This window comes from Pseudomonas sp. UBA6753, from assembly GCF_002453565.1.
Lineage (GTDB): Bacteria > Pseudomonadota > Gammaproteobacteria > Pseudomonadales > Pseudomonadaceae > Aquipseudomonas > Aquipseudomonas putida_Z.
Genome location: NZ_DKHD01000023.1, coordinates 143,878 through 167,947, shown reverse-complemented (window position 1 = coordinate 167,947; position 24,070 = coordinate 143,878). Strand labels below are relative to the sequence as shown.

The window sequence follows — 24,070 nt, the reverse complement described above, 5'->3', positions numbered from 1 at the left end:
TCCTCTTGGGAGGCGAAAGTCGAGATACTGGGAGCGGCCTTGTGTCGCGATGGGCTGCAAGGCAGCCCCAACAGGCAGAATCAGAACAACCAGTGATACAACAGGTACACCACCACCGCCGCCAGCACCGGCCGCAGCACGCGGTAGGCCTTGGGGTTGGCGCGCTTGAACTGCTTGACCTTGCTACTGATACGGTTGCTGAAGCGCTTGCTCCAGGCGTAGGCCTGGTTGATCCCGCCCACACGCTCGTCGTCGGTGTTCTGTGGCGCGGTGGCACGGCCGAGGAAGGCGCTGACCTGGCGGTTGATGCGGGTCATCAGTGGGCTGCTCAGCGGGCGTTCGATGTCGCAGAACAGGATCACCCGGGTAACGTCGGTCTCGTTCTTGACCCAGTGCACGTAGGTTTCATCGAACATCACATCCTCACCGTCACGCCAGGCATATTCCTCGCCATCGACGTAGATGCGGCAAGCATCGGAGTTGGGGGTGGACAGGCCCAGGTGGTAGCGCAGGGAACCGGCGAACGGGTCGCGGTGCGGGTTCAGGTGGCTGCCGCCGGGCAACAGGGCGAACATCGCGCCCTTGACGTTGGGGATGCTGCTGACCAACTCGACGGTGCGCGGGCACAGGGTTTCGGCAGAAGGCAACGGTTTGTCGTACCACTTCAGGTAAAAGCGCTTCCAGCCTTTCTTGAAGAACGAACCGAAGCCTGCGTCGTTATCCTTCTCGGCGGCGCGGATGTAACCCTCGTCGAACAGGCGCATGGCCTCTTCGCGGATTTCCTGCCAGTTGTCCTTCAGCACGTCCAGCTCGGGGAAGCGCTGGCGGTCCAGGTAGGGCTTGGACGGTACGCCGGAAAACAGGTACATCAGGCTGTTATAAGGGGCGAACAGCGCCGAATGGTTGACGAACTGGCGCAACACCGGCAAGCGAGCCTTGCCGCGCAGGTGCACGAACAGCACGCTGCCAAAAAACACCAGCAAGACACCCGCCTTGGCTGCAAAGGAAAAGGTCATGCTTTCACTCCTTGAGGAAGAAACAGGGCTGCGCGCCCTGCACTCCGATAAATCATCCTGCCATCATAAACTGATGCCGCCCCGGTAAAAACAGCCCGGGCAGCAACTCAATCATGAAGATTTTGCAATAAACCAAGCCGCCGAACGTTGCGCGGGATCAGCGGCAAGGCCATTACTGCTGGTTTTCCTGCTCGCTGAACATGTCGCTGAACAGCATGCTCGACAGGTAGCGCTCGCCGGAGTCCGGCAGAATCACGACGATGGTCTTGCCCTGCATTTCCGGCTTTTCGGCCAGGCGCACGGCCGCTGCCATCGCCGCACCACAGGAAATGCCACAGAGGATGCCCTCTTCCTGCATCAGGCGGATGGCCATGGCCTTGGACTCTTCGTCGGTCACCGTTTCCACCTGGTCGACGATCGACAGGTCGAGGTTCTTCGGCACAAAGCCTGCGCCGATGCCCTGGATCTTGTGCGGGCTGGGCTTGAGCTCTTCGCCGGCCAGGGTCTGGCTGATCAGCGGCGATGCCACTGGTTCCACCGCCACCGACAGGATCGCCTTGCCCTGCGTATGCTTGATGTAGCGCGAAACACCGGTGATGGTGCCGCCGGTGCCGACGCCCGCCACCAGCACGTCGACCGCGCCGTCAGTGTCGTTCCAGATTTCCGGGCCGGTGGTTTTTTCGTGGATCGCCGGGTTGGCCGGGTTTTCGAACTGGCCCGGCAGGAAGTACTGGGCCGGGTCGGAGGCGACGATTTCGTTGGCCTTCTCGATGGCGCCCTTCATGCCCTTGGCCGGGTCGGTCAGCACCAGCTCGGCCCCCAGCGCCTTCAGCACCTTGCGGCGCTCCAGGCTCATGGAGGCGGGCATGGTCAGCATCAGCTTGTAGCCACGGGCTGCGGCGACGAAGGCCAGGCCGATGCCGGTATTGCCCGAGGTGGGTTCGACGATGGTCATGCCCGGCTTGAGCTTGCCGCTGCTTTCGGCGTCCCAGACCATGTTCGCGCCGATGCGGCATTTGACCGAATAGCCCGGGTTACGCCCTTCGATCTTGGCCAGGATGGTCACGCCGCGCGGGGCAATGCGGTTGATCTGCACCAACGGCGTGTTACCGATGGAGTGGGCGTTGTCTGCAAAGATGCGGCTCATGGCAGGGGTCCTTGGCATGAAAAAAAGCAGGGAAAGACCTCAAGGGTAAGCCCGGGCCGGTGGCCCGTAAAGCCTGTTCGAACTCACGCGGACTCGTTGCGGTCAACCGCATATCCTGCGTTGGAGACACTTCGATGAGAGCCCGTTATCGCTGGCCGCTGATCGGCCTGGCCAGCCTGATCGTGCTGTTGGTGGCGCTGCACCTGGCCCTGCCCTACCTGGTGCGCGACTACCTCAATGACAAACTGGCCGACATGGGCGACTACCGTGGCCAGGTGGCCGATGTGGACCTGGCCTGGTGGCGCGGCGCATACCAGATCAATGGGCTGAAGATCGTCAAGACCACCGGCAAGGTGCCGGTGCCGTTTCTCGACGCGCCGCTGATCGACCTGTCGGTGAGCTGGCACGCCCTGTGGTACGACCGCGCAGTGGTTGCCGAAGTGGTGTTCGACCGGCCGGAGCTCAACTTCGTCGATGGCGGCAACAAACAGAACTCGCAGACCGGTCAGGGCACCGACTGGCGCCAGCAACTGGAAAAACTGCTGCCAATCACCCTTAACGAGGTTCGCATCGACAAAGGCGTGCTGACTTTCCGCAACTTCAACTCCAAGCCACCCGTCAACCTGAAGGCCACTCAGCTCGATGCCAGTATTCGCAACCTCACCAACATCCGTGACGAAAAGGGCCGACGTGATGCCAGCTTTGATGGCACGGCGCTGATCGTAGGCGATGCCAAGGTGGAAAGTCGCGCCACCTTCGACCCGTTCAGCGATTTCGACGACTTCGAGTTCCGCCTGCGCGCCACGGGTATCGAGTTGCGCAAGCTCAACGACTTCGCCAGCGCATACGGCAAGTTCGACTTCAATGCCGGGCACGGCGATGTGGTGATAGAGGCCGAGGCGACCAACGGCCGATTGAATGGGTACATCAAGCCACTGTTGCGGGATGTGGATGTGTTCGACTGGCAGCAGGATGTGCAGGAAAAGGACAAAGGCTTCTTCCGCTCAGTCTGGGAAGCGCTGGTGGGCGCGACCGAGACGGTATTGAAGAACCAGCCGAAGAACCAGTTCGCGACCCGGGTAGAGCTCAGCGGTAGCGTGCACAAGCAGGATATCAGCGCCTTCGAGGCGTTTCTGCAGATCCTGCGCAACGGGTTCATTCAGGCGTTCAATGCGCGGTATGAGCGTGACGCGCCGGATTCCGACTAGGATCGAGTGACGGGGCATTCAGGGACTGAATACCTGGTCTGCGTTTCCAGTCGGCGAACCCCGCGTTATAGTCGGTGACAAATCGAAAACAGGTGTTGGGCCTCTTCGCGGGCACGCCCGCTCCCACAGGTACCCCACAGATCCGGAAGTTTGTGCAATTCCTGTGGGAGCGGGCGTGCCCGCGAAGAGGCCCTGACAGGCATACGGCAGAGGACAGACCCATGAAGTTCGAAGGCACCCGCGACTACGTCGCCACAGACGATCTGAAACTGGCGGTAAACGCGGCCATCACCCTCGAACGCCCCTTGCTGGTCAAGGGCGAACCCGGCACCGGCAAGACCATGCTCGCCGAGCAGCTGGCAGCCTCGTTCGGTGCGCGCCTGATCACCTGGCACATCAAGTCCACCACCAAGGCCCACCAGGGCCTCTACGAGTACGACGCGGTCAGCCGCCTGCGTGACTCGCAGCTGGGCGTGGACAAGGTCCACGATGTGCGCAACTACCTGAAGAAGGGCAAGCTGTGGGAGGCCTTCGAGGCCGAGGAACGGGTCATCCTGCTGATCGACGAAATCGACAAGGCCGACATCGAGTTCCCCAACGACCTGCTGCAAGAACTCGACAAGATGGAGTTCTACGTCTACGAAATCGACGAGACCATCAAGGCCAGACAGCGCCCGATCATCATCATTACCTCCAACAACGAAAAGGAGCTGCCGGACGCTTTCCTGCGCCGCTGCTTCTTCCACTACATCGCCTTCCCCGACCGCACTACCCTGCAGCAAATCGTCGACGTGCACTACCCGAACATCAGCCAGTCGCTGGTCAGCGAGGCGCTGGACGTGTTCTTCGACGTGCGCAAGGTACCAGGCCTGAAGAAAAAGCCGTCCACCTCCGAACTGGTCGATTGGCTCAAGCTGCTGATGGCCGACAACATCGGTGAAGCGGTGCTGCGCGAACGCGACCCGACCAAGGCCATTCCACCGCTGGCCGGCGCGCTGGTGAAGAACGAGCAGGACGTACAACTGCTCGAGCGCCTGGCCTTCATGAGCCGGCGCGGCAACCGCTGACAGGAGCCGGGCCATGCTGCTCAACCTGTTCAATGAAATGCGCGCGGCCAAGGTGCCGGTGTCGGTACGCGAACTGCTCGACCTGCACCAGGCCCTGCAAAAGCGCGTGGTGTTCGCCGACATGGACGAGTTCTACTACCTCGCCCGCGCCATCCTGGTGAAGGACGAGCGCCACTTCGACAAGTTCGACCGCGCCTTCGCCGCCTACTTCAAGGGCCTGGAAAACCTCGATCGGCATATCGAGGCGTTGATTCCCGAAGACTGGCTGCGCAAGGAGTTCGAGCGTTCGCTGACCGATGAGGAGCGCGCGCAGATCCAGTCGCTGGGCGGCCTGGACAAGCTGATCGAAGAGTTCAAGAAGCGCCTCGAGGAGCAGAAGGAGCGTCACGCCGGCGGCAACAAGTGGATCGGCACCGGCGGCACCAGCCCGTTCGGCTCGGGCGGCTTCAACCCCGAGGGCATCCGCGTGGGCGAGGCCGGCAAGCGCCAGGGCAAGGCGGTGAAGGTGTGGGACCAGCGCGAATACAAGAACCTGGACGACCAGGTGGAGCTGGGCACCCGCAACATCAAGCTGGCCTTGCGCCGGCTGCGCAAGTTCGCCCGTGAAGGCGCCGCCGAAGAGCTGGACATCGACGGCACCATCGACCACACCGCGCGGGATGCCGGGCTGCTGAACATCCAGATGCGCCCCGAGCGGCGCAACACGGTGAAGCTGCTGTTGCTGTTCGACATCGGTGGCTCGATGGACGCCCACGTCAAGGTCTGCGAAGAACTGTTCTCGGCGTGCAAGACCGAGTTCAAGCACCTGGAGTACTACTACTTCCACAACTTCGTGTACGAGTCGGTGTGGAAGAACAACCTGCGCCGCACCTCGGAGCGCTATTCCACCTTCGACCTGCTGCACAAGTACGGCGATGACTACAAGGTTGTGTTCGTCGGCGACGCGGCCATGGCGCCCTACGAGATTACCCAGCCGGGTGGCAGCGTGGAGCACTGGAACGAAGAGGCCGGGTATGTGTGGATGCAGCGTTTCATGGAGAAATTCAGGAAGATCATCTGGATCAACCCGTACCCGAAGCAGGCCTGGGACTACACCGCATCGACCCACCTGGTGCGGGACTTGATCGAGGACAAGATGTACCCGCTGACCTTGCAGGGGTTGGAGGAAGGGATGCGTTACCTGTCCAAGTGATTTTGCCGGTGCCGGCCTCTTCGCGGGCTCGCCCGCTCCCACAGGTCCCCCACAGGCGTCAAGGCTTGCGCGATACCTGTGGGAGCGGGCGAGCCCGCGAAAGGGCCAGCGACCTTACAACCAACGGTCCAGGTAAGCCTGCTGCTCCCGCCACGCCTCATCCTGCACCACCGCCCGGAACCGCACCACCGCCCCCGGCATGCACTGCGCCAGTTGCGCCAGCGCCAACGGCGTCAACGCCCCCAGCCGCGGATAGCCGCCAATGGTCTGCCGGTCATTGAGCAACACGATCGGCTGCCCATCCGGCGGCACCTGCACCGCCCCCAGCGGAATCCCCTCGGAAATCATCGGCGCGCCCTGGTAGACCAACTGCGGCCCCAGCAGGCGGATGCCCATGCGGTCGGCACGGCTGTCCAGCGTCCACTCGCGGTTGAACGCCTCGAACAGGCTGGTACCGCTGAAGTCACCGATCTGTGCGCCGATCACCAGGTCGAGCACAGGCTTTTTTGCGTACTGTGGCCGCAGCGCTGCCGGTACCTCACGCAAGGTCGCTGAAGCGCTGGAAAATGCCAGCAGCTGGCCTTTGCCGAGCGCAGAGCCCTGGCCATCGATACCGCCCAGTTCTTCCCGCACGACCGTGGCACGGCTGCCCAGCACATCCTCGCCCAGGAACCCGCCAGGTGCTGCCAGGTACGCCCGCGCGCCCTGCTTCGGCTGTTTCAGGGTCAACCGCTGCCCCTTGGCCAATGCAAAGCTGCGCCAGGGCGCCAGCGGCTGATCATCGACCCGCGCATCCAGGTCGGCACCGGCCAGGGCCAGCACACAATCCTGCTCTGCGACCACACAGAAACCACCTAGCGCCACCTCGACCACCGGCGCCGCCAACGGGTTGCCCAGCAGCCAGTTGGCCCAGTGCATCGCCACCCAGTCCAGCGCCCCGCCCTGGGTCACGCCCAGGTGGCGTACGCCGAAGCGCCCGGCATCCTGCAACTGGCACAGCGGCGTACTGGCCTCGATCTTCAACTGCTTCATGCTTGTGCCTCCACATCACCGCCCAACGCCACGAACTCGCTGCGCGAAACCGGCACGAAGCGCACCCGGTCACCGGGTTGCAACAGGCTGTAGCCCTCGCGTTCACGGTCGAACAGGCGCACCGGGGTACGCCCGATCAGGTTCCAGCCCCCCGGCGATACCGCCGGATAGGCCGCCGTCTGGCGCTCGGCAATGCCGACGCTGCCGGCCGCCACGCGCTTGCGCGGGGTGCCAAGGCGCGGGCTGGCCAGGCGTTCGTCCACCAGGCCCATGAAGCCGAAACCGGGGGCGAACCCCAGGGCGAACACCGGGTACTCGCGCTCGCTGTGCAAGCGGATCACCTCTGCTTCACTCAAGCCACTGCGGGCCGCCAACACCGGCAGCTCCGGGCCGACGCTGGCGTCGTACCACACCGGGATCTCATGGCGGCGGCCACCGCTGCCCGTGTCTGGCTGCAAGCTCTCCAGCGCACGGATGATCAATGCCCTCGCCTCACCCGGTGGCAGGTCGAACTGCACCATCAGCGTGGTGTAGGACGGCACCAGGTCCAGCAAGTGCTCGCCGAACGCCGCGTGCAGGCGCTGGCTGGCGGCAAGCATCCACGGCATGTTGCCCTCGTCGATGGAATCGAACAGGCGCACCATCAGGCTGTCGATGGCCACAACTTCAATACGCGGCTTCATCGCGACTCCAGGGCATCGAGGGCCTGGCGAATCTGCCGCACCGCCGCTACCGAACTGTCATTGTCGCCGTGCACGCACAGGGTGCTGGCTGCAAGCGTCAGTGCACTGCCATCGTCCGCCACCAGCGTGTCGCCACGAGCCAGGCGCACGGCCTGCTCCACCACCAGCGCCGGGTCGTGGTGCACCGCACCGGGCAGGCGCCGCGACACCAGGTGCCCGCTGGCGGTGTAGGCGCGGTCGGCGAATGCTTCGAACCACAGCGGCACGCCGATTTCATCGCCCAGGGCCTGGGCGGCGCGGTTGTCGGCGGTGGCCATCAGCATCAACGGCAGGCCGCCGCCATAGGCCGCCACAGCCTCCAGTACGGTACGCAGCTTGAGCGGGTCGGCCATCATGTCGTTGTACAGCGCGCCATGGGGTTTCACGTAGGCCACGCGGCCGCCCAACACTTTGCAGATGCCTTCCAGCGCACCGATCTGATAGTGCAACAGGTCGCGGATTTCCTCCGGGCTGCAGGCCATGGAACGGCGGCCGAAGCCGACCAGGTCAGGGTAGGCCGGGTGCGCACCGATGGTCACGCCGTGCTCCAGCGCCAGGGCCACGGTACGGCGCATGATGCCGGGGTCGCCGGCGTGGTAGCCGCAGGCGATGTTGGCGCAATCGATGTAGGGCATGACTTCGGCATCCAGGCCCATGCGCCAGCTGCCGAAACTCTCGCCCATGTCGCAATTGAGTAGCAGGCGTTCCACCGCACGGCCTCCGTTGTCGTTGTTCATATGCCTACCTTAACGCGCCTGCAGCTGTTTGCCGCGGGTTTCCGGCAGGCTCAGCGCCGCCACGATCACCACCCCGTAGGACACGGCAGAGAACACGCCGATACCCAGGCCCAGCGGTACCTTCTGGCCGAGCACGCCGATCAGCAGCGGGAACAGTGCCGCGATGACCTTGCCGATGTTGTAGCAGAAGCCCTGCCCCGAACCGCGGATACGCGTGGGGAACAGTTCGGTGAGGAACGCGCCCATGCCGCTGAAGATGCCCGAGGCGAAGAAGCCCAGCGGGAAGCCCAGCCACAGCATCACGCCGTCGCTGACCTGCATTTGCGTGTACAGCAGCACGATGACGAACGAGCCCACGGCGAACAGGATGAAGTTCTTCTTGCGCCCCAGCAGGTCGGACAGGTACGCACTGACCACATAGCCGACGTAGGAGCCGACGATCACCATGGCCAGGTAGCCACCGGTGCCCAGCACGCTCAGGCCGCGCTCGTTCTTGAGGAAGGTCGGCAGCCACGAGGTAATGGCGTAGTAGCCGCCCAGCGCGCCGGTGGTCAGCAGGGACGCACGCACGGTGGTCCAGAGCATGCCCGGGGCGAAGATTTCGTAGAACTGCGCAGGTGCCTCGGCGTTTTCCACCGCCTTGGCCTCGCGGTATACCTCGGGGTCCTTGACCAGGCGGCGGACGAAGATCACGAAGATCGCCGGTACCAGGCCCAGCAGGAACAGCGCGCGCCAGGCCTGCTCGGCCGGCAGCCAGGAGAACAGCAGCGCGTACAGGATGGCGGTGAGGCCCCAGCCAAGCGCCCAGCCGGACTGCACCATGCCCACCGCCTTGCCACGGTCCTGGGCGCGGATCACCTCGCCGATCAGCACCGCGCCGGCGGTCCACTCACCGCCAAAGCCGAAGCCCATCAGGGTACGGGCGATCAGCAGCTGTTCGTAGTTCTGGGCGAAGCCGCAGAGGAAGGTGAAGAAGGCAAACCACAGCACCGTCAGTTGCAGGGTGCGCACGCGGCCAATGCGGTCGGAGAGAATGCCGGCCACCCAGCCACCCACGGCCGAGGCGATCAAGGTGCTGGTGTGGATCAACCCGGCTTCGGTGGTGGTGATGCCCCACAGCATGATCAGCGTCGGAATGACGAAGCTGAGCATCTGTGTGTCCATGCCATCCAGGCCGTAGCCGATCTTGCAGCTCCAGAACGTCCGGCGCTGCTGTGAGTCGATGTCGCGATACCAGGCGAAGGGCCCGGACGAAGATGGGGAGCTGACCTGCTGCTGCACGCCGGTGGGGTTCATGCTTGCCTCGGCTTGTTGGTATTGTTTTATGGGCGACAATGGGGTCGCGGCCTGGCTGCCATTGTTCAGAGGCCGCGCCATTTGCGTCCAACGAGAAAAACCGCCGGTCTGGAACAAGAAAAACTGATCATGAACCTTCGCTTCCTCGAAACCTTCGTCTGGGTCGCCCGGCTCAAGAGCTTCCGCCTGACCGCGGAAAAGCTGTTCACCACCCAGGCCTCGGTGTCCAGCCGCATTGCCGCGCTGGAGGCTGACCTGGGCGTGAAGCTGCTGCTGCGCGACTCACGCGGCGTCAGCCTGACCCCGGAGGGCGGCAAGGTACTGGAATATGCCGAGCGCATGCTGGAAACCGCCAAGGCCATGAAGCAGTCGCTGGACAGCGACCGGGCCAAGGTCGGGCGCATCCGTATCGGGGTGATGGACACGGTGATCCATACCTGGATGAGCGCACTGGTGGCGGAGCTGACCGAGCGTTACCCGCAGGTGGAGATCGAACTGGTGGCCGACACCGCGCTGAACCTTCGCGAGCAATTGCAGAAGGGCTTTCTCGACGTGATCCTGCAGACCGACCTGCTGCGCGAGCAATCGATCCGCAGCCTGGACCTGGCGCGCTACCCCATGGGTTGGGTGGTGGCCTCCGGCTCGCACCAGCACCGCGACTATGCCTCGCTGGCCGAGCTTGGGCGGGAACGCATCATCACCTTCTCGAAGAACTCGCGGCCGCACCAGGAAGTGCTGAGCCTGCTGCAGGGCGCGGGGGCCGAAACGCCGCGGCTGAACTGCGTGAACTCGGTGGCGGCGATTACCCGGCTGTTGCGTGACGGTTTTGGCATTGGTGCGTTGCCGCCGGCGCTGGTGGATGCCGAGTTGAGCCGGGGTGAGCTGGTATTGCTGCAGGGGCTGCAACCGCCGCCGAGCCTGGAGCTGGTGGTGGCCTGGCAGACCGGGGTGGCGTTGGTGGATGAAGTGGTCGGGGTTTGCCGGCAGGTGCTGGAGCGGTATGCGCGGGATGTGGGTGGGCAGCGCATAGTGTTGGTCTGACTGATTGGCTTTGTCTGTGCGGGCCTCTTCGCGGGCTTGCCCGCTCCCGCAGGTACTGCACGGCTCTCAAGGCCTGTGATGATCCTGTGGGAGCGGGCAAGCCCGCGAAAGGGCCGGCACAGGCACAGCAAAAATCAGCGCCAGCTCTCTTTCACCGCCCCACGCCGCCCGCCCAGGATCACCCAGCCAATCGCCAGCAACAGGCTCTCGACCACGAAGGCCAGCACAAACCCTGCACCAAGCCCCCAACCAACCGCCTCGGGCACCAGCAGGATCTGGTAGCTGTAGCCATTGAGGGTTTCTTCGCGCAACTGCGGGTCGGCCTGTACCAGCACGTGCCAGGTACGCTGCGCCCATGGCGCTTGCAGCGCCTGCCATTCGTTTTCCAGCAGTTCGTTGCGGATCATCAGGCTTTCGATGCTGTTGGCATCACTGTTGAACACCGGGTCGTCGCTGCTGCGGTAATGCCGCAGCAGCGCCTGCAGGTCACCATTGAAGAAGCGTTCGGCGGTCTGCCGGAAGCCGTCGAGCGCCTCGCGTGATTCGAACAGGTGCGCCTCGACCCGCTGGCTGTAGTCCTTCACCAGCCCCGGGACCTGGATACCGGCCAGCAGGCCGAAGGTAAACAACAGCAACCGCAGGTAACTTCTGAACATGCCGCGTCCTTAGCTTTGGCCGTGCGCCACGCACTCGCCGTGCCGCCAAAGGGCCCACTGACCCGGCTCGTAGCGCTGCCAGGTCTCGTTCTCGGTCAAGGCCTCGGTGGCGATCACCGTGACCACGTCGTTAGGGGTGGTTTCGGTGTGAAAATCGACGATCAGGTCGACGTCCTTCAACCGCGCCGCACCAAAAGGTGCCCGGCGGGTAATGTGCACCAGCTTGGTTGAACAGAAGCAGAACAGCCAGTCGCCGTCGCTGAGCATGCAGTTGAACACGCCCTGGCCGCGGTAGCCGGCACAGGCTTCGACCAGCACCGGCAGCAGCTGTTCCACCGGAACGGGCTCGGGGAAGGCGCTGCGGATGCGGTTGAGCAGGTCGCAGAAGGCCGCCTCGCTGTCGGTATCGCCCACCGGCCGGTAGAAACTGGCCTGGCCCTTGAAGTCGCCCAGCTGGCCGTTGTGCGCGAAGCACCAGTTGCGGCCCCACATCTCTCGCACGAACGGGTGGGTGTTGGACAGGCATACCTTGCCGACGTTGGCCTGGCGGATGTGGCCGATGACCACTTCGCTCTTGATCGGATAACGCTGCACCAGGTTGGCCACTTCCGACTCGCTGCTCGCGGCCGGGTCCTGGAACAGGCGCAGGCCACGGCCTTCGTAGAAGCCGATGCCCCAGCCGTCACGGTGCGGGCCGGTACGGCCGCCGCGCTGCATCAGGCCGGTGAAGCTGAAGACGATGTCGGTGGGGACGTTGGCACTCATGCCCAGCAGTTCGCACATAGGCGTGTCTCCGCTTACAGACGGGGCTCGACCCGGCCGCCGCCTCGGGAGACGGCTGGGGCGGCAGGGGGTGGCGCATCACGGTAACGGTCGCGGCGCTCCGCGGCCAGCGGGCCCTGGGCGCCAAGCTGGTCATCTTCGGCAGCCTGGCGCTGGGCAGCGGCCTCGGCCTGCGCGCGGCGCTCGCGGGCGCGCTTTTCCAGCGGCAAACGCAGCAGTACGAAAAGGAAATACAGGGAAAACGCGCCCATGCCGTACATGGCGAAGTCGGATACCGCGCGCCAGGCGTTGTTGCCGACCTTGAAAGCGACATCCAGGGCGGTGATGGCAATGGCCGGGGCGAAGCTGTCCTTGACCGGGTCGACGATGGTCGGGGTCAGCAGCAGCACCGCCAGCACCACCCGCAGCGGTTCGCGCAGCCAGCGCCACATCCAGCCGGTGAGCTTGAAGCCCACCATCAGGCAGCCCAGGGCGGCAACGGCGTAAAGGCCCCAGGCGAGGGTGTAGTCGTTCTCGGTCATGGTGTTCGTGCAAGCCAGGCAAAGAGATGCCTATGATAAACACTTTTCCGGGCGCAGACAGCGTTTGCCTGTGCAGGCCTCTTCGCGGGCTTGCCCGCTCCCACAGGTTCACCACAGATCTTGGAACTGTGCAGTGCCTGTGGGAGCGGGCAAGCCCGCGAAGAGGCCTGCACAGGCAACCCCAATCAAGAGATCCTCAATGCCAACCAAGCCCCAACCCCCGATTGCCCACCAGGCCCAGGCCAGCGACCCGTACGCCTGGCTGCAACAGCGTGACACCCCCGAGGTGCTTGCCTACCTGCAGGCCGAGAACGCCTACCAGGAAGCCTGCCTGGCCGACCAGGCGCCGCTGCGCGAACAACTGTTCGAAGAGATCAAGGGCCGCATCCTGGAAACCGACCTGTCGCTGCCGGCGCCCTGGGGCCCCTACCTGTACTACACCCGTACCACCGCAGGCGACGAGTACCCGCGTCACTACCGCTGTCCACGCCCGGCCGACGACTCCAACACGGTCGATGAAAGCCAGGAGCAACTGCTGCTCGACCCCAACGCCCTGGCCAATGGCGGTTTCCTGTCCCTCGGCGCGTTCAACGTCAGCCCTGACCACCGCCTGCTGGCCTACAGCCTGGACACCAGCGGCGACGAAATCTTCACCCTGTACGTGAAGGACCTGGCCAGTGGCAGCGTCACTACCCTGCCCTTCGACGACTGCGACGGCAGCCTGACCTGGGCCAACGACAGCCAGACGCTGTTCTTCGCCGAACTGGACGACACCCACCGTCCGTGGCGCCTGCGTCGCCACACCCTGGGCAACGAAGGCGCTCAGACCGTGTTCGAGGAGCCCGACGGGCGCTTCTTCCTGCACTGCTACCGCACCAGTTCCGAGCGCCAGCTGGTGCTGCTGCTCAACAGCAAGACCACCAACGAAGCCTGGGTACTGGACGCGGAAACCCCGCAGGCACCGTTCACCTGCCTGGCGCCACGGGTCGAAGGCCACGAGTACTTCCCCGACCACGGCCAGCTCGACGGCCAGTGGCGCTGGTTCATCCGCACCAACCAGGACGGCATCAACTTCGCCTTGTACCACGCCCCGGTCGCACCGGTGCCCAGCCGTGAGCAATGGCAGGTGCTGGTAGCGCACCGCGACGCGATCATGCTCGAAGGCCTCAGCCTGAATGCCGGCGCGCTGACCCTGAGCCTGCGCGAAGGCGGCCTGCCGATCATCGAGGTACGCCCGCAGGGCCTGGCGGCCTATCGCGTCGAACTGCCCGACGCGGCCTACAGCCTGTACGTGCAGGACAGCCTGGAGTTCGCCAGCCCACGCCTGCGCCTGCGCTACGAAGCACTCAACCGCCCGGCCCAGCTACGCCAGCTGGAGCTGGCCAGCGGTGCCCAGGCGGTGCTCAAGCAAACCCCGGTGCTGGGGCCGTTCGATGCCGACGACTATGTCAGCGAGCGCCTGTGGGCTACCGCAGCGGACGGCACCCAGGTGCCGATCAGCCTGGTGCGCCGCCGCCAGGACCTGGGCCAGACCGTGCCGCTGTACCTGTATGGCTACGGCGCCTATGGCGAAAGCCTCGACCCGTGGTTCTCGCACGCGCGCCTGAGCCTGCTGGAGCGCGGCGTGGCCTTTGCCATCGCCCATGTGCGTGGCGGCGGCGAACTGGGCGAAGCGTGGTACCGCGCCGGCAAGCAGGAGCACAAGCACAACACCTTCAGCGACTTCATCGCCTGTGCCGAGCACCTGATCGCCGAGGGTGTCACGGCCGCCGACCGCCTGGCCATCAGTGGCGGCAGCGCCGGTGGCCTGCTGATGGGCGCGGTGCTCAACCTGCGCCCCGAGCTGTTCCGCTGTGCGATTGCCGAAGTGCCGTTCGTCGATGTGCTCAACACCATGCTCGACCCCGAGCTGCCGCTGACCGTGACCGAGTACGACGAATGGGGCAACCCTGAGGAGCCGGAGGTGTATGAGCGGATCAAGGCCTACGCACCGTACGAGAACGTGAAGGCACAGGCCTACCCGGCGATGCTGGTGGTGGCGGGCTACAACGACAGCCGCGTGCAGTACTGGGAAGCGGCCAAGTGGGTGGCGCGGCTGCGCACGCGCAAGACCGACGACAACCTGCTGCTGCTCAAGACCGAGATGGGGGCTGGGCATGGCGGGATGAGCGGGCGGTATCAGGGGCTCAAGGATGTGGCCCTTGAGTATGCGTTCGTGTTCGGCGAGCTAGGTCTGGCTTGAGAGAGCCGGGGGCGCTTTGCGCCCCTTTCGCGACACAAGGCCGCTCCCACAGGGATCGCGCATGTCCTGAATCCTGCGCGATCCCTGTGGGAGCGGCCTTGTGTCGCGATGGGCTGCAAAGCAGCCCCAAAATCCCACAGCCAACACGGCCCTCTCAGTCAATCATCCTGCACCGCCGGCTTCGGCGGGTCCTGGCGCAACCCCGGCAATGGCTGATCCTTCGGCGGCCCGGGCACCGGCATCGGCGGCAACAGGGGCGCCCCCGGTTGGCTGTCATAGGCCTTGGGCGGCGTACTCGGGGTAATCTGCGGATATGGCGTAGGCGTAGGGGTACCCGGTGCACCGGGCACCGGCGTGCTCAACCGGGGTGGCGTGCTGGCAGCTTCGGCCATGGGCAGGCCGGCGAACAACAGCACAACGAGGATCGCGCGAAACATCAGCAACCTCCTGTCGGGAACCTTCCTACAGGCTACGCCTAAATCAAAGCTTTCGCCTGTCCGCATGCCCCGCAAGCGCGCTAGACTCAATGCATAACCGTCATTTGCCTGATCAGAACAAAGGAAACACCATGAGCTCCACCTCTTCCGCCGCCGCCACCGCGCGCCTGGACCGCATCCTGGCCGATGCCAAGCGCGACAAGGAAATGGGTTACCGCGACAAGGCCCTGAAAATGTACCCGCACGTCTGCGGCCGCTGCGCCCGCGAGTTCTCCGGCAAGCGCCTGAGCGAGCTGACCGTGCACCACCGCGACCACAACCACGACAACAACCCGCAGGACGGCTCCAACTGGGAGCTGCTGTGCCTGTACTGTCACGACAACGAGCACTCGCGCTACACCGACCAGCAGTACTTCAGCGAAGGCTCCACCAGCACCCCGAGCATCGCCAAGGCCACCCACAACCCGTTCGCCGGGCTGGCGGGCATGCTGAAGAAAGACTGACCATCGATTCGCCCCCCGCTGCTACCGGGCAGCCCGTATAATCGCGCTTTTTTTCGCGAAGGGCCCCGGTACGTGGCAAACAAACGATACAGCTGCATCGGCCTGTTCAACCCCAAGTCGGCAGAAAACGTCGGCTCGGTGATGCGCGCCGCGGGGTGCTACGGCGTCAATTCGGTGTTCTACACCGGCAAACGCTACGAGCGTGCCCGTGACTTCGTCACCGACACCAAGCGCGTGCACTACGACATCCCGCTGATCGGCATCGATGACCTGCAGCGCATCATCCCGCTGGGCTGCACGCCGGTGGCTGTGGAATTGGTGGAAGGCGCGCGGCCATTGCCGGAATACACCCACCCGGACCGGGCCATCTACATCTTCGGGCCGGAAGACGGCAGCCTCAGTGCCGATGTGCGGGCGTGGTGCGAAGAGACCATCTACATTCCGACCGAGGGCTGCATGAACCTGGCAGCGACGGTGAATGTGGTGCTGTATGACCGCATGGCCAAGGGGCTGAATACCCGTTCGGGGCCCAGGTTCAAATAGCCGACTGAACGATGGCGGCGGCCAACAGGTCACCTGCATACACTTCAGACGGAGGCCTTGCCATGCTTGATATCCATTCGGCAGCGACATCGCAAGACAAGAACGTTCATGGCCTGGAGCGCGCCAGTTCGCTGGCTGGCGGCGCGTTGATGGTCAGCAAGGGGCTGCGCCACGGCGGCCTGGTCGGGTTATTGCAGATCGCAGTTGGCGGCCTGGCACTGGCTCGGGGCTTCAGCGGGCATTGTGCGACCAAGGCCTGGTGGCAGCGGCACCGGCAGGAGTATCACCGCTTGCGTTCGGACATCGAGCGCAGTGCTGCGGAACTGGAGGCGTTGAAGGCCAGTGCCGAGGCGGCGACGCGCGGGGTGACGGTAACCGGGAAGGATCCGTTGGCCAGTTGATTTTGCACCGCCTGTGCCGGCCCTTTCGCGGGCACGCCCGCTCCCACAGGGACGGCACCGTCTTGAGGGCAGTACATTACCTGTGGGAGCGGGCGTGCCCGCGAAAGGGCCAGCACTGGCAATAGAAAGGCCTAGAGCAACGCCTTGCTCTGCAACACCTCGGAGCGCCGCCCCAGCACGTTCTCACTGATCTGTATGAAGTCTTCGGTGCTGACGCTGGGCAGGCGCATCAACCCGCGTGCCACATCGTCCAGCGAGCGTTTGGCCTGGGTGTGGATGCGGATTTCCTTGTCCAGCGCTTGCAACAGCATCACCCCGCGCGCCACCTGCGCCGGGGTGGCATGCTCGCCCTTGAGCCGGGTGACCTTGGCGCCCTGCTTGCTCAGGCGAGCCTGCCAGGCCTGGTAACGGTCGTCACTCACCCCGCCCGAGCGGCGCAGCAACTCGCTGGCGTAGTAGTCGGTCAGGCTTTCCACCAGCCAGTCACTGCCGTCACGCCCATGGATCTGCGCAAACAGTTGCACCACTTCGCGCAGCAACGGGCTGCTGCCGTTCTCGCTGACCATAGGCCGGGCACTGTGCAGGTACAACGAGCCCTGCGCGGCGGTCGCCCCACGCCACATGCCGTCGCGAGCGCCGACCAACAGCAGCTTCGGCGGGTTGCGCGGGAACACCGCCTGCAATTGCGGCCAGACAAAGGTCAGCAAGGTCAGGTTATCCATGCGCCGCATACCCTGCCCCACCGGTGCGGCCACGGTGACGTCGGTTTCGCCCAGGCGGGCGCGGCGGCTACCCAGGTCGCCAGCGAGCATCCAGCCGGTGGGGCGGTCGAACAGGCGCGAAACGTTGTCGATGCGGAACTTGTCCTTGCCGATGCGCGGCCAGGAAGTCTCGATGCTCTTCCAGCCTTCGGGCAGGTCGAACGCCAGCCGCGCCACCAGCTCGGTGCCATCCTGCTGGTCGAGGCGCGCAGGCGGTACCAACTGGTCGCCGAGGAACAGCGCCCAATGCGGAGTGATGCGCGACGAATAGGCGCCGCTGCCGCGTTTCTGGTCCAGCTGCACGCGGTAGCTGAGGCTGGTCTTGCCGGCCGCCGGTTGCCACACGCCGCGCTGGCCCTGCAGTTGCCATTGGCCATCAGCCTGGAAGCCGCTGTAGGCCCCCGCCTTGCCCAGGTCGAAGTCCAGACTGCGCACGGCACTGCCTTCGGCCAAGGTGAGGCGGACCTCCGCCTGGCCACTGGCCGGCAACAGGCGCACCTGGTAGTCGAGGTCGACCTTTTTCGCCCAGGCCGGCGAACTGGCCATCAGGCCAAACAGCAACAACAGCTGGCAACGCATACAGAAACTCCTTGTTTCCCCGTGGCAGCGGGCCGCGCCGGTCAGCTGGCGCGGAAGATCAGGTGGTCTTCCCAGTCGTCTTCGTGCACATCGTGTTCACTGAGCATGCGCCCCGACTGGGAAATGCGCTGTTCATGGACCTGCTGGCGATCGCCGCAGACCAGGTGGTGCCAGGCCGGCAGGTCCTTGCCCTCACTGACCAGGCGGTAGCCGCAGGTGCTCGGCAGCCACTTGAACTGGTCGGCCTTGCCCGGGGTGAGCTGGATGCAGTCAGGTACCTGGGCGAAGCGGTTGGGGTAATCGCTGCACTGGCAGGTGTGCAGATCCAGCAGTTTGCAGGCGATGCGCGTGTAATAGACGCTGTTGTCGTCCTCGTCCTCGAGCTTTTGCAGGCAGCACAGGCCGCAGCCGTCGCACAGCGACTCCCACTCTTGCGGGCTGAGTTGTTCGAGGGTCTTGCGCCGCCAGAACGGTGCGTTTTCAGCGATCATGACACGGGTTTCCTGCATTCATCTTGGGGCCACGGCGCGCGGCGGCGCCAGTCTAGAGCCTGGCCTTCGGCAAAGCCAGACCGCTTGTCAGTCGCGACGCGACGCAGTAGCGTGCGCGTTTCCCGTCCTTTTGCAGGAGCCGCCATGAGCGCCAACCCCCGCATTGCCGATTACGCCATCAACGAGCAATTCATCAACCGCTGGTCGCCACGTGCCTTCACCGCCGAGCCGATCAGCGAAGAAACCCTGCTGAGCTTCCTCGAAGCCGCACGCTGGGCACCGTCGGCGTACAACTCGCAGCCTTGGCGCTTCCTGTATGCCCGCCGCGACACGCCGAACTGGGAGCGCTACCTGAACCTGCTGGTGCCGTTCAACCGCAGCTGGGCGCAACAGGCTTCGGCGCTGGTGCTGGTCATTTCCAAGACCACCTTCGCGGCACCCGGCGCCACTGAAGAAAAGCCGGCGCTGTGGCACACCTTCGACACAGGTTCCGCCTGGGGGCACCTGGCCCTGCAAGCCAGCATCAGCGGCTGGCACACCCATGGCATGGCCGGCTTCGACCAGGAACTGGCGCGTCAGGAGTTGAAGGTTCCGGAAGGCTACGTGCTGCATGCCATGGTGGCGATCGGCAAGCTGGGTGACAAGGCCAGCCTGGACGAAGCCCTGCAGGCGCGTGAAGTACCGAGCCCGCGCAAGCCACTGAGCGAGCTGGCTGCCGAGGGTGATTTCAGCCTGTAAGCCTTGCATTGGCTGCACCGGCCTTTTCGCGGGCTCGCCCGCTCCCACAGTTACAACACACCCTTCGAGGGCGGTGCAATACCTGTGGGAGCGGGCAAGCCCGCGAAGAGGCCGGTACAGGCACTACAAAATCAATAGCCCCGGGCGAAGTCCACTTCACCTCGCAACCCCTGCCCCGCCACGTACGCCCGCACATTCTCGACAAACAACCGCACCATCGCCGCCGGCGAGGTGGGCGCCGAGCTGTGCCCGGTCAGCAGCAAGCCCCACGCCGTCCAGAACGGGTGCTGCCTGGGCAACGGCTCCTGCCGGCAGACATCGATCACCGCCCCCGCCAGGTGTCCTTCCTTCAGCGCCTCGACCAGGTCAGCGTCGACCACCGCCGCCCCACGCCCGGCATTGATGAACAGCGCCGTGGGCTGGAAGCACTTGAACAGTGCCGCGTCATACAGGTCGTGGGTGGCCGGGGTATCCGGCAGCAGGTTGAGCACGTAGTCGACCTGGCCAACCATGCGCGGCAGGTCGGCCAACGCCGCTACCTCGACGAACGGCGCCTGCTCGCGGGCGCTGCTGGCAACGCCATACAGCACCACGCCAAACGCCTGCAGGAACTCGGCCACCCGCTGGCCAATGTCGCCAGTGCCGACGATCAGCACCTTGCGCCCTTCCAGGGTACGCCCCGGGCGATCGTCCCAACGCCGCTCGACCTGGCTGACCAGGCGCGACAGCACCTCGCGCTCATGGCCGAGCATGTAGGTGAGCATGTACTCAGCCATCACCTGGCCAAAGATGCCCACGGCGCGGGTCAGGCGATAGTCGCGCGGCAGGCCCTCGGCCAGCAGCGGGGTGATACCGGCCCAGGTGGACTGCATCCAGGCCGGCTTGTGGCCCTGGCGCAGCAGGCTTGCCAGCAGGTCCGGCTGGCCCAGCCACACCGGGCACTGTGGCGCCTGGCCGGCCAGTTCGGCGGAGTCGCCGCTGGTCAGGATCTCCAGCTCTGGCGCGGCTGCACGCAAAATCTCGGCGTATCGAGCATGATCATGCTCAGCAATCAGTACTCGCATGATCAGGCAGGGTCGTTACGGCGCAGCAACTCTTCGGGCAGGTGCTCGATGTAGTCGTCTTCCGGCGGCGGCATCTGCAGGTGGTAACCCTGGTTGTCGAGGTTTTCCAGCACCTTGGCGATATCCTCGCGGGCCAGCTTGCGCTCGGGGGTAAGCACCAGGTCGAAGGCGTGCACGGGGGTGCCGAAGAACGGCAGCAGGCCTTCGGGCACGCGCTCCAGGCCGTCAGCCTTGAGCACGTACAGGTACATTTCGTTCTTGCGGGGGCTCTTGTAGATAGAACAAATGCGTTTCATCGGGTCTCTCCGGCGCCTGCCAGGCTGTCCAGCAGGGCCTGGCCCATGCGCTCACGGCGCCAGCCGCGCAGCGAATCGGGCAATTGATAGGGGCCATTGGGATAGCCGCTCTTGAGCAGCGCTTCCAGGGCTTTCTTGCGCAGCATCAGCTCGGGGGCAATGCCCAGGCGCTCACCTTCGGCCTGGCCGATGGCACGCAGCTGCTTGAGGATGCCGCTGGCCTCGATCGGCAAAGGCTCGGGCAAGGCCTGTGGCCATTGCTCGGCTGGCAAGCTGGCGGCACGCTTGATCAGCTGGATGAGGAACTCACCGTCCTGACGAATGGTGCGTGGATGCATCTCGTCGATCTTGGCCAGCGCCGACAGGTTGTTCGGCTGGCTCTTGGCCATGGGCCACAGCGAGTGCTCCTTGAGAATGCGGTTGCGCGGCACGTCGCGGTTGCGCGCTTCACGCTCGCGCCAGGCGCACAGCTCACGCAGCACTGCCAGTTGCTGGGGGGCCAGCTTCCAGGCCAGCTTGACGTCGCGGTACAGGCTTTCGGGCTCGACTTCGCGGCGCAATGCGGCCACCAGCTCGGCGCCGTCCTCCAGCACCCAGGCGTACTTGTCGTCACTCAGGCGCGGGCGCAACACGGTGAACAGCTCGGCCAGGTGCACGGCATCCTCGGCGGCATAGCTGACCTGGGTTTCCGAGAGCGGGCGCTGCAGCCAGTCGGAACGGGTTTCGCCCTTGGGCAGGTCGATCCCCAGCACTTCCTGCACCAGGCGCGAATAGCCCATGGAGAAGCCCAGGTTCAGGTAGCCGGCGGCCAGTTGGGTGTCGAACAGCGGCTGTGGCAGCTTGCCGGTCAGGCGCAGCAGCACTTCGAGGTCTTCGCTGCAGGCGTGCAGCACCTTGACCACGCCGCTGTCATCCAGCAGTTCGGCCAGGGGTTGCCAGTTGCCGATCAGCAACGGGTCGATCAGGAAGGCACGCTGGCCATCGCCGATCTGGATCAGCCCGGCTTTCGGGTAGAAGGTGTCGACCCGCATGAATTCGGTGTCGACGGCGACAAAGGGCAGCTGATGCCAGTCGCGGCAGTGTTCGGCCAGGCTCTGGTCGTCACGGATCCAGTGTATTTCGATGGCCACGAGGCTCTCCCACTAACATTGGCGCGCAGTATATACGGCGCGGGCACTGCTGGTGAAACCCGGGCCATCCTTGATATCGATCAGCGGTGCTGTTGCGCGTGTTCAGGCAGCAGCAACTCTCGTGCGCAAAATCCGCAAGCTTCGCGATCCCTGTGGGAGCGGGCATGCCCGCGAACACGGGCGNNTGCCATCCACCGCGTCGCCTGCTTCGCGGGCATGCCCGCTCCCACACAGTCCGCGCAAGCTAGCGCTTTTTGAATGCGCTTCGCCTCAGCGCTTGGCCGCCAGCCATGGCCGGCAGCTGGCGAACATGTCCAGCGACTGCTGGTAGACCTCGGTGTGTACCTGCAACAGGCCGAGCATCGAGTGGAACAGGTTGTCCTGCGACAGCGGTGCATCGCTGAGCTTGGCCAGGCAGTCGGTGTCGACGCCGAAGTCCTCCTTGTAGCTGTCGGAGAACCAGGTCAGCAGCGGCACGTGCTTCTGCTGCTCGGGGGCGATGGCGTAAGGCGTGCCGTGCAGGAACAAGTTGTACTCCCCCAGCGACTCGCCATGGTCGGACAGGTAGATCATCGCCGTGTCGACCTTGTCCTGCTTGCTGCGCAGGGTGTCGATCAGCGAGGCCAGCACCTTGTCGGTATAGGCCAGGGTGTTGTCGTAGCCGTTGACGATTTCCTGCTCGCTGCACTGGTCCAGCGCGTTGCTCTGGCAAACCGGGGCAAAGCGCTGATCGGCGCCGGGGTAGCGCTTGAAGTATTCAGGCCCGTGGCTGCCCATCTGGTGCAGCACCAGCACGGTGTCCTTGTCGAGGTTGTCGATCAGCTCACCCAGGCCCTGCAGCAGGATCTGGTCATGGCATTCACCATCAGCGCACAACTGCGGGTCCTGGAGTTTGCTGACATCGATGAACTGCACGCGGTCGCAGGTACCCTTGCAGCCCGACTGGTTGTCACGCCACTGCACCGCCAGGCCGGTACGCTGGAGGATGTCCAGCAACCCTTCGCGGTTCTTCGCCACGCGGGCATCGTAGTCCTTGCGCTTCATGCCAGAGAACATGCACGGCACCGAAACGGCGGTTTCCGTGCCGCAGGAGTGCACATCGGAGAACGCCAGCAGGCCCTGTTCCCTGGCAAGGTTCGGTGTGGTATCGCGGTTGTAGCCAAGCACGCCGAAGTGGTCTGCCCGCGCACTTTCGCCCACCACCAGCACGGTCAGCGACTTGCGTTCGTGCTTTTGCCAGGCAGCATCACGCTTGGCATCTTCGCCATAATGCTGGAAGGGCCGTGATGCGGTACCGACGCGCTCGCTGACATAACCGATGGAGGCACCCACGATGTTGCTGGGGGTGAGCATCAGGCGCAGTTCGTGGTGGTTGCGAAACAGCGACGACAGGCCTTGGTAGTTGACCAGTGCCACCGAGCCCAGGGCCACCACGCAGGCACCGCCAACCACCAGCTTGCCGAGCAGTTCACGGTGCCAGGCGCGATAGGCGATCGGCGCCTTCCACAACAGCACCGAAGGCACTACACCGAGGCCCAGGATATACAAGGCAAACTTCAACGAAAGCAGGTCACGCACTTCCGCCACGTTGGTTTCCGCGATATTGCGGAACATGCCCGCGTCAATAAGTACGCCGTACTGGTTCATGAAGTAAGCCACGCCCGCGCCGCTCATGAACAACACGACAAGTATTGGCTTCAATACATAACGGAAGGCGAACAATGTAAGGATCAGGTTGAACGCGAACAGCATCAGCACGGCAAACGCCAGGCTCAGCCAAAGCCCCGGCAAACCGGGCGGCACGACCTGTTCAAGATGCTGCCAGAGGAAGACATTGAAGCCGATCAGCAGGTAAAGGCTGGCCAGCAGCGTGACCCATTCAGTCCGCAGGGATTTGAAGTTGAGCATCAGTGTTCGCAATCAAGAGTGATTATCAGCCCGAGGGCCTGCGCGGCACCGGGGAAACTTGGCTGAACTCTAGAAAGCGTGCCATCAATATTTTGTGAAAAAGACGCCAACAAATTCGTGAGCAGGCGCCTTTTCTACATTAAAAGAAGTTCATTCAGCGCTTGTTCAGCCTCGCAGGCGTGCCTTGGCATACGGCTCGCGGTCGATGTCCAGCACTTCCACGCACAGCTGGATATCCAGCCCCGGTTGCTCGGGGATGGCCTCACGCAGCACATCCAGCAGACTGGCGGACAGTTGCGTCTTCACCTCGGGTGAGCGCCCGCTGAGGATGGCCAGGCGCACATGGGCAAAGGCACGCTCGCCGGGCGCGGTACCCACCCGATAGTGCTTGAAGGCTTTGGCGCGGCTCTTGATGTCGGCCTCGTCGGCGAACTGGCCACTGCCGACCAGGGCATGGTTCAGGCGCAGCAGCAGGACGTCGACGTTCAGCTCGCGCAGGTTTTCGCTGTATTCCAGGTTCAGGTGAGGCATGGCGCAGGTTCCGGGTCACGGGGAGATG

Annotated in this window: 26 protein-coding genes; 9 read left to right on the top strand and 17 right to left on the bottom strand. The window is 64.4% G+C overall.

Annotated elements, in window-relative coordinates; all coding sequences use genetic code 11:
* Positions 1–80 precede the first annotated feature (80 nt).
* Positions 81–1,016: an aspartyl/asparaginyl beta-hydroxylase domain-containing protein gene (locus B2790_RS09330; protein ID WP_085618090.1), complete on the bottom strand. Its 936-nt coding sequence runs from the start codon at positions 1,014–1,016 to the stop codon at positions 81–83.
* Between the two features lie 172 nt (positions 1,017–1,188).
* On the bottom strand, positions 1,189–2,163 hold the full coding sequence (gene cysK / locus B2790_RS09325; protein WP_013973746.1) for a cysteine synthase A: 975 nt from the start codon (positions 2,161–2,163) through the stop codon (positions 1,189–1,191).
* A 134-nt stretch (positions 2,164–2,297) separates the two neighbouring features.
* Here cysK and B2790_RS09320 point away from each other — a divergent pair, with 134 nt between their 5' ends.
* The 3 genes from B2790_RS09320 to B2790_RS09310 all read left to right on the top strand — a co-directional run bounded on the left by B2790_RS09320 (position 2,298) and on the right by B2790_RS09310 (position 5,630).
* On the top strand, positions 2,298–3,371 hold the full coding sequence (locus B2790_RS09320) for a DUF748 domain-containing protein (RefSeq protein ID WP_137164624.1): 1,074 nt from the start codon (positions 2,298–2,300) through the stop codon (positions 3,369–3,371).
* A gap of 221 nt (positions 3,372–3,592) precedes the next feature.
* Entirely contained in the window at positions 3,593–4,438 is an 846-nt protein-coding gene (locus B2790_RS09315; protein ID WP_013973748.1) for an AAA family ATPase, read from the top strand.
* A gap of 13 nt (positions 4,439–4,451) precedes the next feature.
* The gene (locus tag B2790_RS09310) at positions 4,452–5,630 is read left to right on the top strand and encodes a vWA domain-containing protein (protein ID WP_013973749.1); all 1,179 of its coding nucleotides are present in this window, start codon (positions 4,452–4,454) and stop codon (positions 5,628–5,630) included.
* A 114-nt stretch (positions 5,631–5,744) separates the two neighbouring features.
* Here B2790_RS09310 and B2790_RS09305 read toward each other — a convergent pair whose 3' ends face one another.
* From B2790_RS09305 to B2790_RS09290, 4 genes are read right to left on the bottom strand one after another with little or no spacing between them, the layout of a single operon-like run.
* Positions 5,745–6,662: a biotin-dependent carboxyltransferase family protein gene (locus tag B2790_RS09305; RefSeq protein ID WP_286918682.1), complete on the bottom strand. Its 918-nt coding sequence runs from the start codon at positions 6,660–6,662 to the stop codon at positions 5,745–5,747.
* On the bottom strand, positions 6,659–7,345 hold the full coding sequence (gene pxpB / locus B2790_RS09300) for a 5-oxoprolinase subunit PxpB (protein WP_286918681.1): 687 nt from the start codon (positions 7,343–7,345) through the stop codon (positions 6,659–6,661). The genes B2790_RS09305 and pxpB overlap by 4 nt, the downstream gene beginning before the upstream one ends.
* A complete protein-coding gene (locus tag B2790_RS09295; RefSeq protein ID WP_046616459.1) occupies positions 7,342–8,121 on the bottom strand; it encodes a 5-oxoprolinase subunit PxpA in 780 nt (259 codons plus the stop codon). The genes pxpB and B2790_RS09295 overlap by 4 nt, the downstream gene beginning before the upstream one ends.
* A 9-nt stretch (positions 8,122–8,130) precedes the next feature.
* Entirely contained in the window at positions 8,131–9,417 is a 1,287-nt protein-coding gene (locus tag B2790_RS09290; protein ID WP_013973753.1) for an MFS transporter, read from the bottom strand.
* A gap of 129 nt (positions 9,418–9,546) precedes the next feature.
* Between B2790_RS09290 and B2790_RS09285 the strand changes: the two genes are divergently transcribed.
* The gene (locus tag B2790_RS09285; protein ID WP_023661382.1) at positions 9,547–10,458 is read left to right on the top strand and encodes a LysR family transcriptional regulator; all 912 of its coding nucleotides are present in this window, start codon (positions 9,547–9,549) and stop codon (positions 10,456–10,458) included.
* A gap of 134 nt (positions 10,459–10,592) precedes the next feature.
* Here B2790_RS09285 and B2790_RS09280 read toward each other — a convergent pair whose 3' ends face one another.
* The 3 genes from B2790_RS09280 to B2790_RS09270 are packed head-to-tail and all read right to left on the bottom strand — an operon-like array spanning position 10,593 to position 12,418.
* Positions 10,593–11,114, bottom strand: a complete 522-nt coding sequence (locus B2790_RS09280) for a DUF2937 family protein (RefSeq protein WP_003259551.1) — start codon at positions 11,112–11,114, stop codon at positions 10,593–10,595.
* Positions 11,115–11,123: 9 nt separating this feature from the next.
* Positions 11,124–11,897, bottom strand: a complete 774-nt coding sequence (locus B2790_RS09275) for a class II glutamine amidotransferase (RefSeq protein ID WP_013973756.1) — start codon at positions 11,895–11,897, stop codon at positions 11,124–11,126.
* 14 nt (positions 11,898–11,911) lie between these two features.
* Positions 11,912–12,418, bottom strand: coding sequence for a hypothetical protein (locus B2790_RS09270; protein ID WP_025340210.1), 507 nt, complete (start codon positions 12,416–12,418; stop codon positions 11,912–11,914).
* A 199-nt stretch (positions 12,419–12,617) separates the two neighbouring features.
* Between B2790_RS09270 and B2790_RS09265 the strand changes: the two genes are divergently transcribed.
* Positions 12,618–14,660, top strand: coding sequence for a S9 family peptidase (locus tag B2790_RS09265; RefSeq protein ID WP_286918680.1), 2,043 nt, complete (start codon positions 12,618–12,620; stop codon positions 14,658–14,660).
* Positions 14,661–14,818: 158 nt separating this feature from the next.
* Here B2790_RS09265 and B2790_RS09260 read toward each other — a convergent pair whose 3' ends face one another.
* The gene (locus B2790_RS09260; protein WP_085618071.1) at positions 14,819–15,097 is read right to left on the bottom strand and encodes a hypothetical protein; all 279 of its coding nucleotides are present in this window, start codon (positions 15,095–15,097) and stop codon (positions 14,819–14,821) included.
* 131 nt (positions 15,098–15,228) lie between these two features.
* On the opposite strand from B2790_RS09260, the gene B2790_RS09255 reads away from it, so the two are divergent.
* From B2790_RS09255 to B2790_RS09245, 3 genes are all read left to right on the top strand, one after another.
* Positions 15,229–15,600: a YajD family HNH nuclease gene (locus tag B2790_RS09255; protein ID WP_003259546.1), complete on the top strand. Its 372-nt coding sequence runs from the start codon at positions 15,229–15,231 to the stop codon at positions 15,598–15,600.
* A gap of 72 nt (positions 15,601–15,672) precedes the next feature.
* Complete coding sequence (locus B2790_RS09250) at positions 15,673–16,143, top strand: RNA methyltransferase (RefSeq protein ID WP_015271348.1); 471 nt, start codon at positions 15,673–15,675, stop codon at positions 16,141–16,143.
* 62 nt (positions 16,144–16,205) lie between these two features.
* Positions 16,206–16,544: a YgaP family membrane protein gene (locus tag B2790_RS09245; protein WP_013973761.1), complete on the top strand. Its 339-nt coding sequence runs from the start codon at positions 16,206–16,208 to the stop codon at positions 16,542–16,544.
* A 131-nt stretch (positions 16,545–16,675) separates the two neighbouring features.
* Here the strand turns inward: B2790_RS09245 and B2790_RS09240 are convergent, their stop codons facing one another.
* Together B2790_RS09240 and B2790_RS09235 are read right to left on the bottom strand one after the other, a co-directional pair.
* Positions 16,676–17,884 carry a hypothetical protein gene (locus tag B2790_RS09240; RefSeq protein WP_286918679.1) on the bottom strand — a complete coding sequence of 403 codons (1,209 nt, stop codon included), beginning with the start codon at positions 17,882–17,884 and terminating at the stop codon, positions 16,676–16,678.
* 41 nt (positions 17,885–17,925) lie between these two features.
* Positions 17,926–18,375 carry a YcgN family cysteine cluster protein gene (locus B2790_RS09235; RefSeq protein WP_025340222.1) on the bottom strand — a complete coding sequence of 150 codons (450 nt, stop codon included), beginning with the start codon at positions 18,373–18,375 and terminating at the stop codon, positions 17,926–17,928.
* A 144-nt stretch (positions 18,376–18,519) separates the two neighbouring features.
* On the opposite strand from B2790_RS09235, the gene B2790_RS09230 reads away from it, so the two are divergent.
* Entirely contained in the window at positions 18,520–19,113 is a 594-nt protein-coding gene (locus B2790_RS09230; RefSeq protein ID WP_085618059.1) for a nitroreductase family protein, read from the top strand.
* Positions 19,114–19,244: 131 nt separating this feature from the next.
* Here the strand turns inward: B2790_RS09230 and B2790_RS09225 are convergent, their stop codons facing one another.
* From B2790_RS09225 to B2790_RS09205, 5 genes are all read right to left on the bottom strand, one after another.
* Entirely contained in the window at positions 19,245–20,177 is a 933-nt protein-coding gene (locus B2790_RS09225; RefSeq protein ID WP_025340224.1) for a D-2-hydroxyacid dehydrogenase, read from the bottom strand.
* Positions 20,178–20,179: 2 nt separating this feature from the next.
* Positions 20,180–20,473: a YcgL domain-containing protein gene (locus B2790_RS09220; RefSeq protein ID WP_015271354.1), complete on the bottom strand. Its 294-nt coding sequence runs from the start codon at positions 20,471–20,473 to the stop codon at positions 20,180–20,182.
* Complete coding sequence (rnd, locus tag B2790_RS09215; RefSeq protein WP_075046034.1) at positions 20,470–21,603, bottom strand: ribonuclease D; 1,134 nt, start codon at positions 21,601–21,603, stop codon at positions 20,470–20,472. Before rnd ends, B2790_RS09220 begins: the two co-directional genes overlap by 4 nt.
* A 270-nt stretch (positions 21,604–21,873) precedes the next feature.
* Positions 21,874–23,511: a phosphoethanolamine transferase gene (locus B2790_RS09210; protein WP_286918678.1), complete on the bottom strand. Its 1,638-nt coding sequence runs from the start codon at positions 23,509–23,511 to the stop codon at positions 21,874–21,876.
* A gap of 165 nt (positions 23,512–23,676) precedes the next feature.
* The gene (locus B2790_RS09205) at positions 23,677–24,042 is read right to left on the bottom strand and encodes a 5-carboxymethyl-2-hydroxymuconate Delta-isomerase (protein WP_286918677.1); all 366 of its coding nucleotides are present in this window, start codon (positions 24,040–24,042) and stop codon (positions 23,677–23,679) included.
* Between the last annotated feature and the right edge of the window lie 28 nt (positions 24,043–24,070).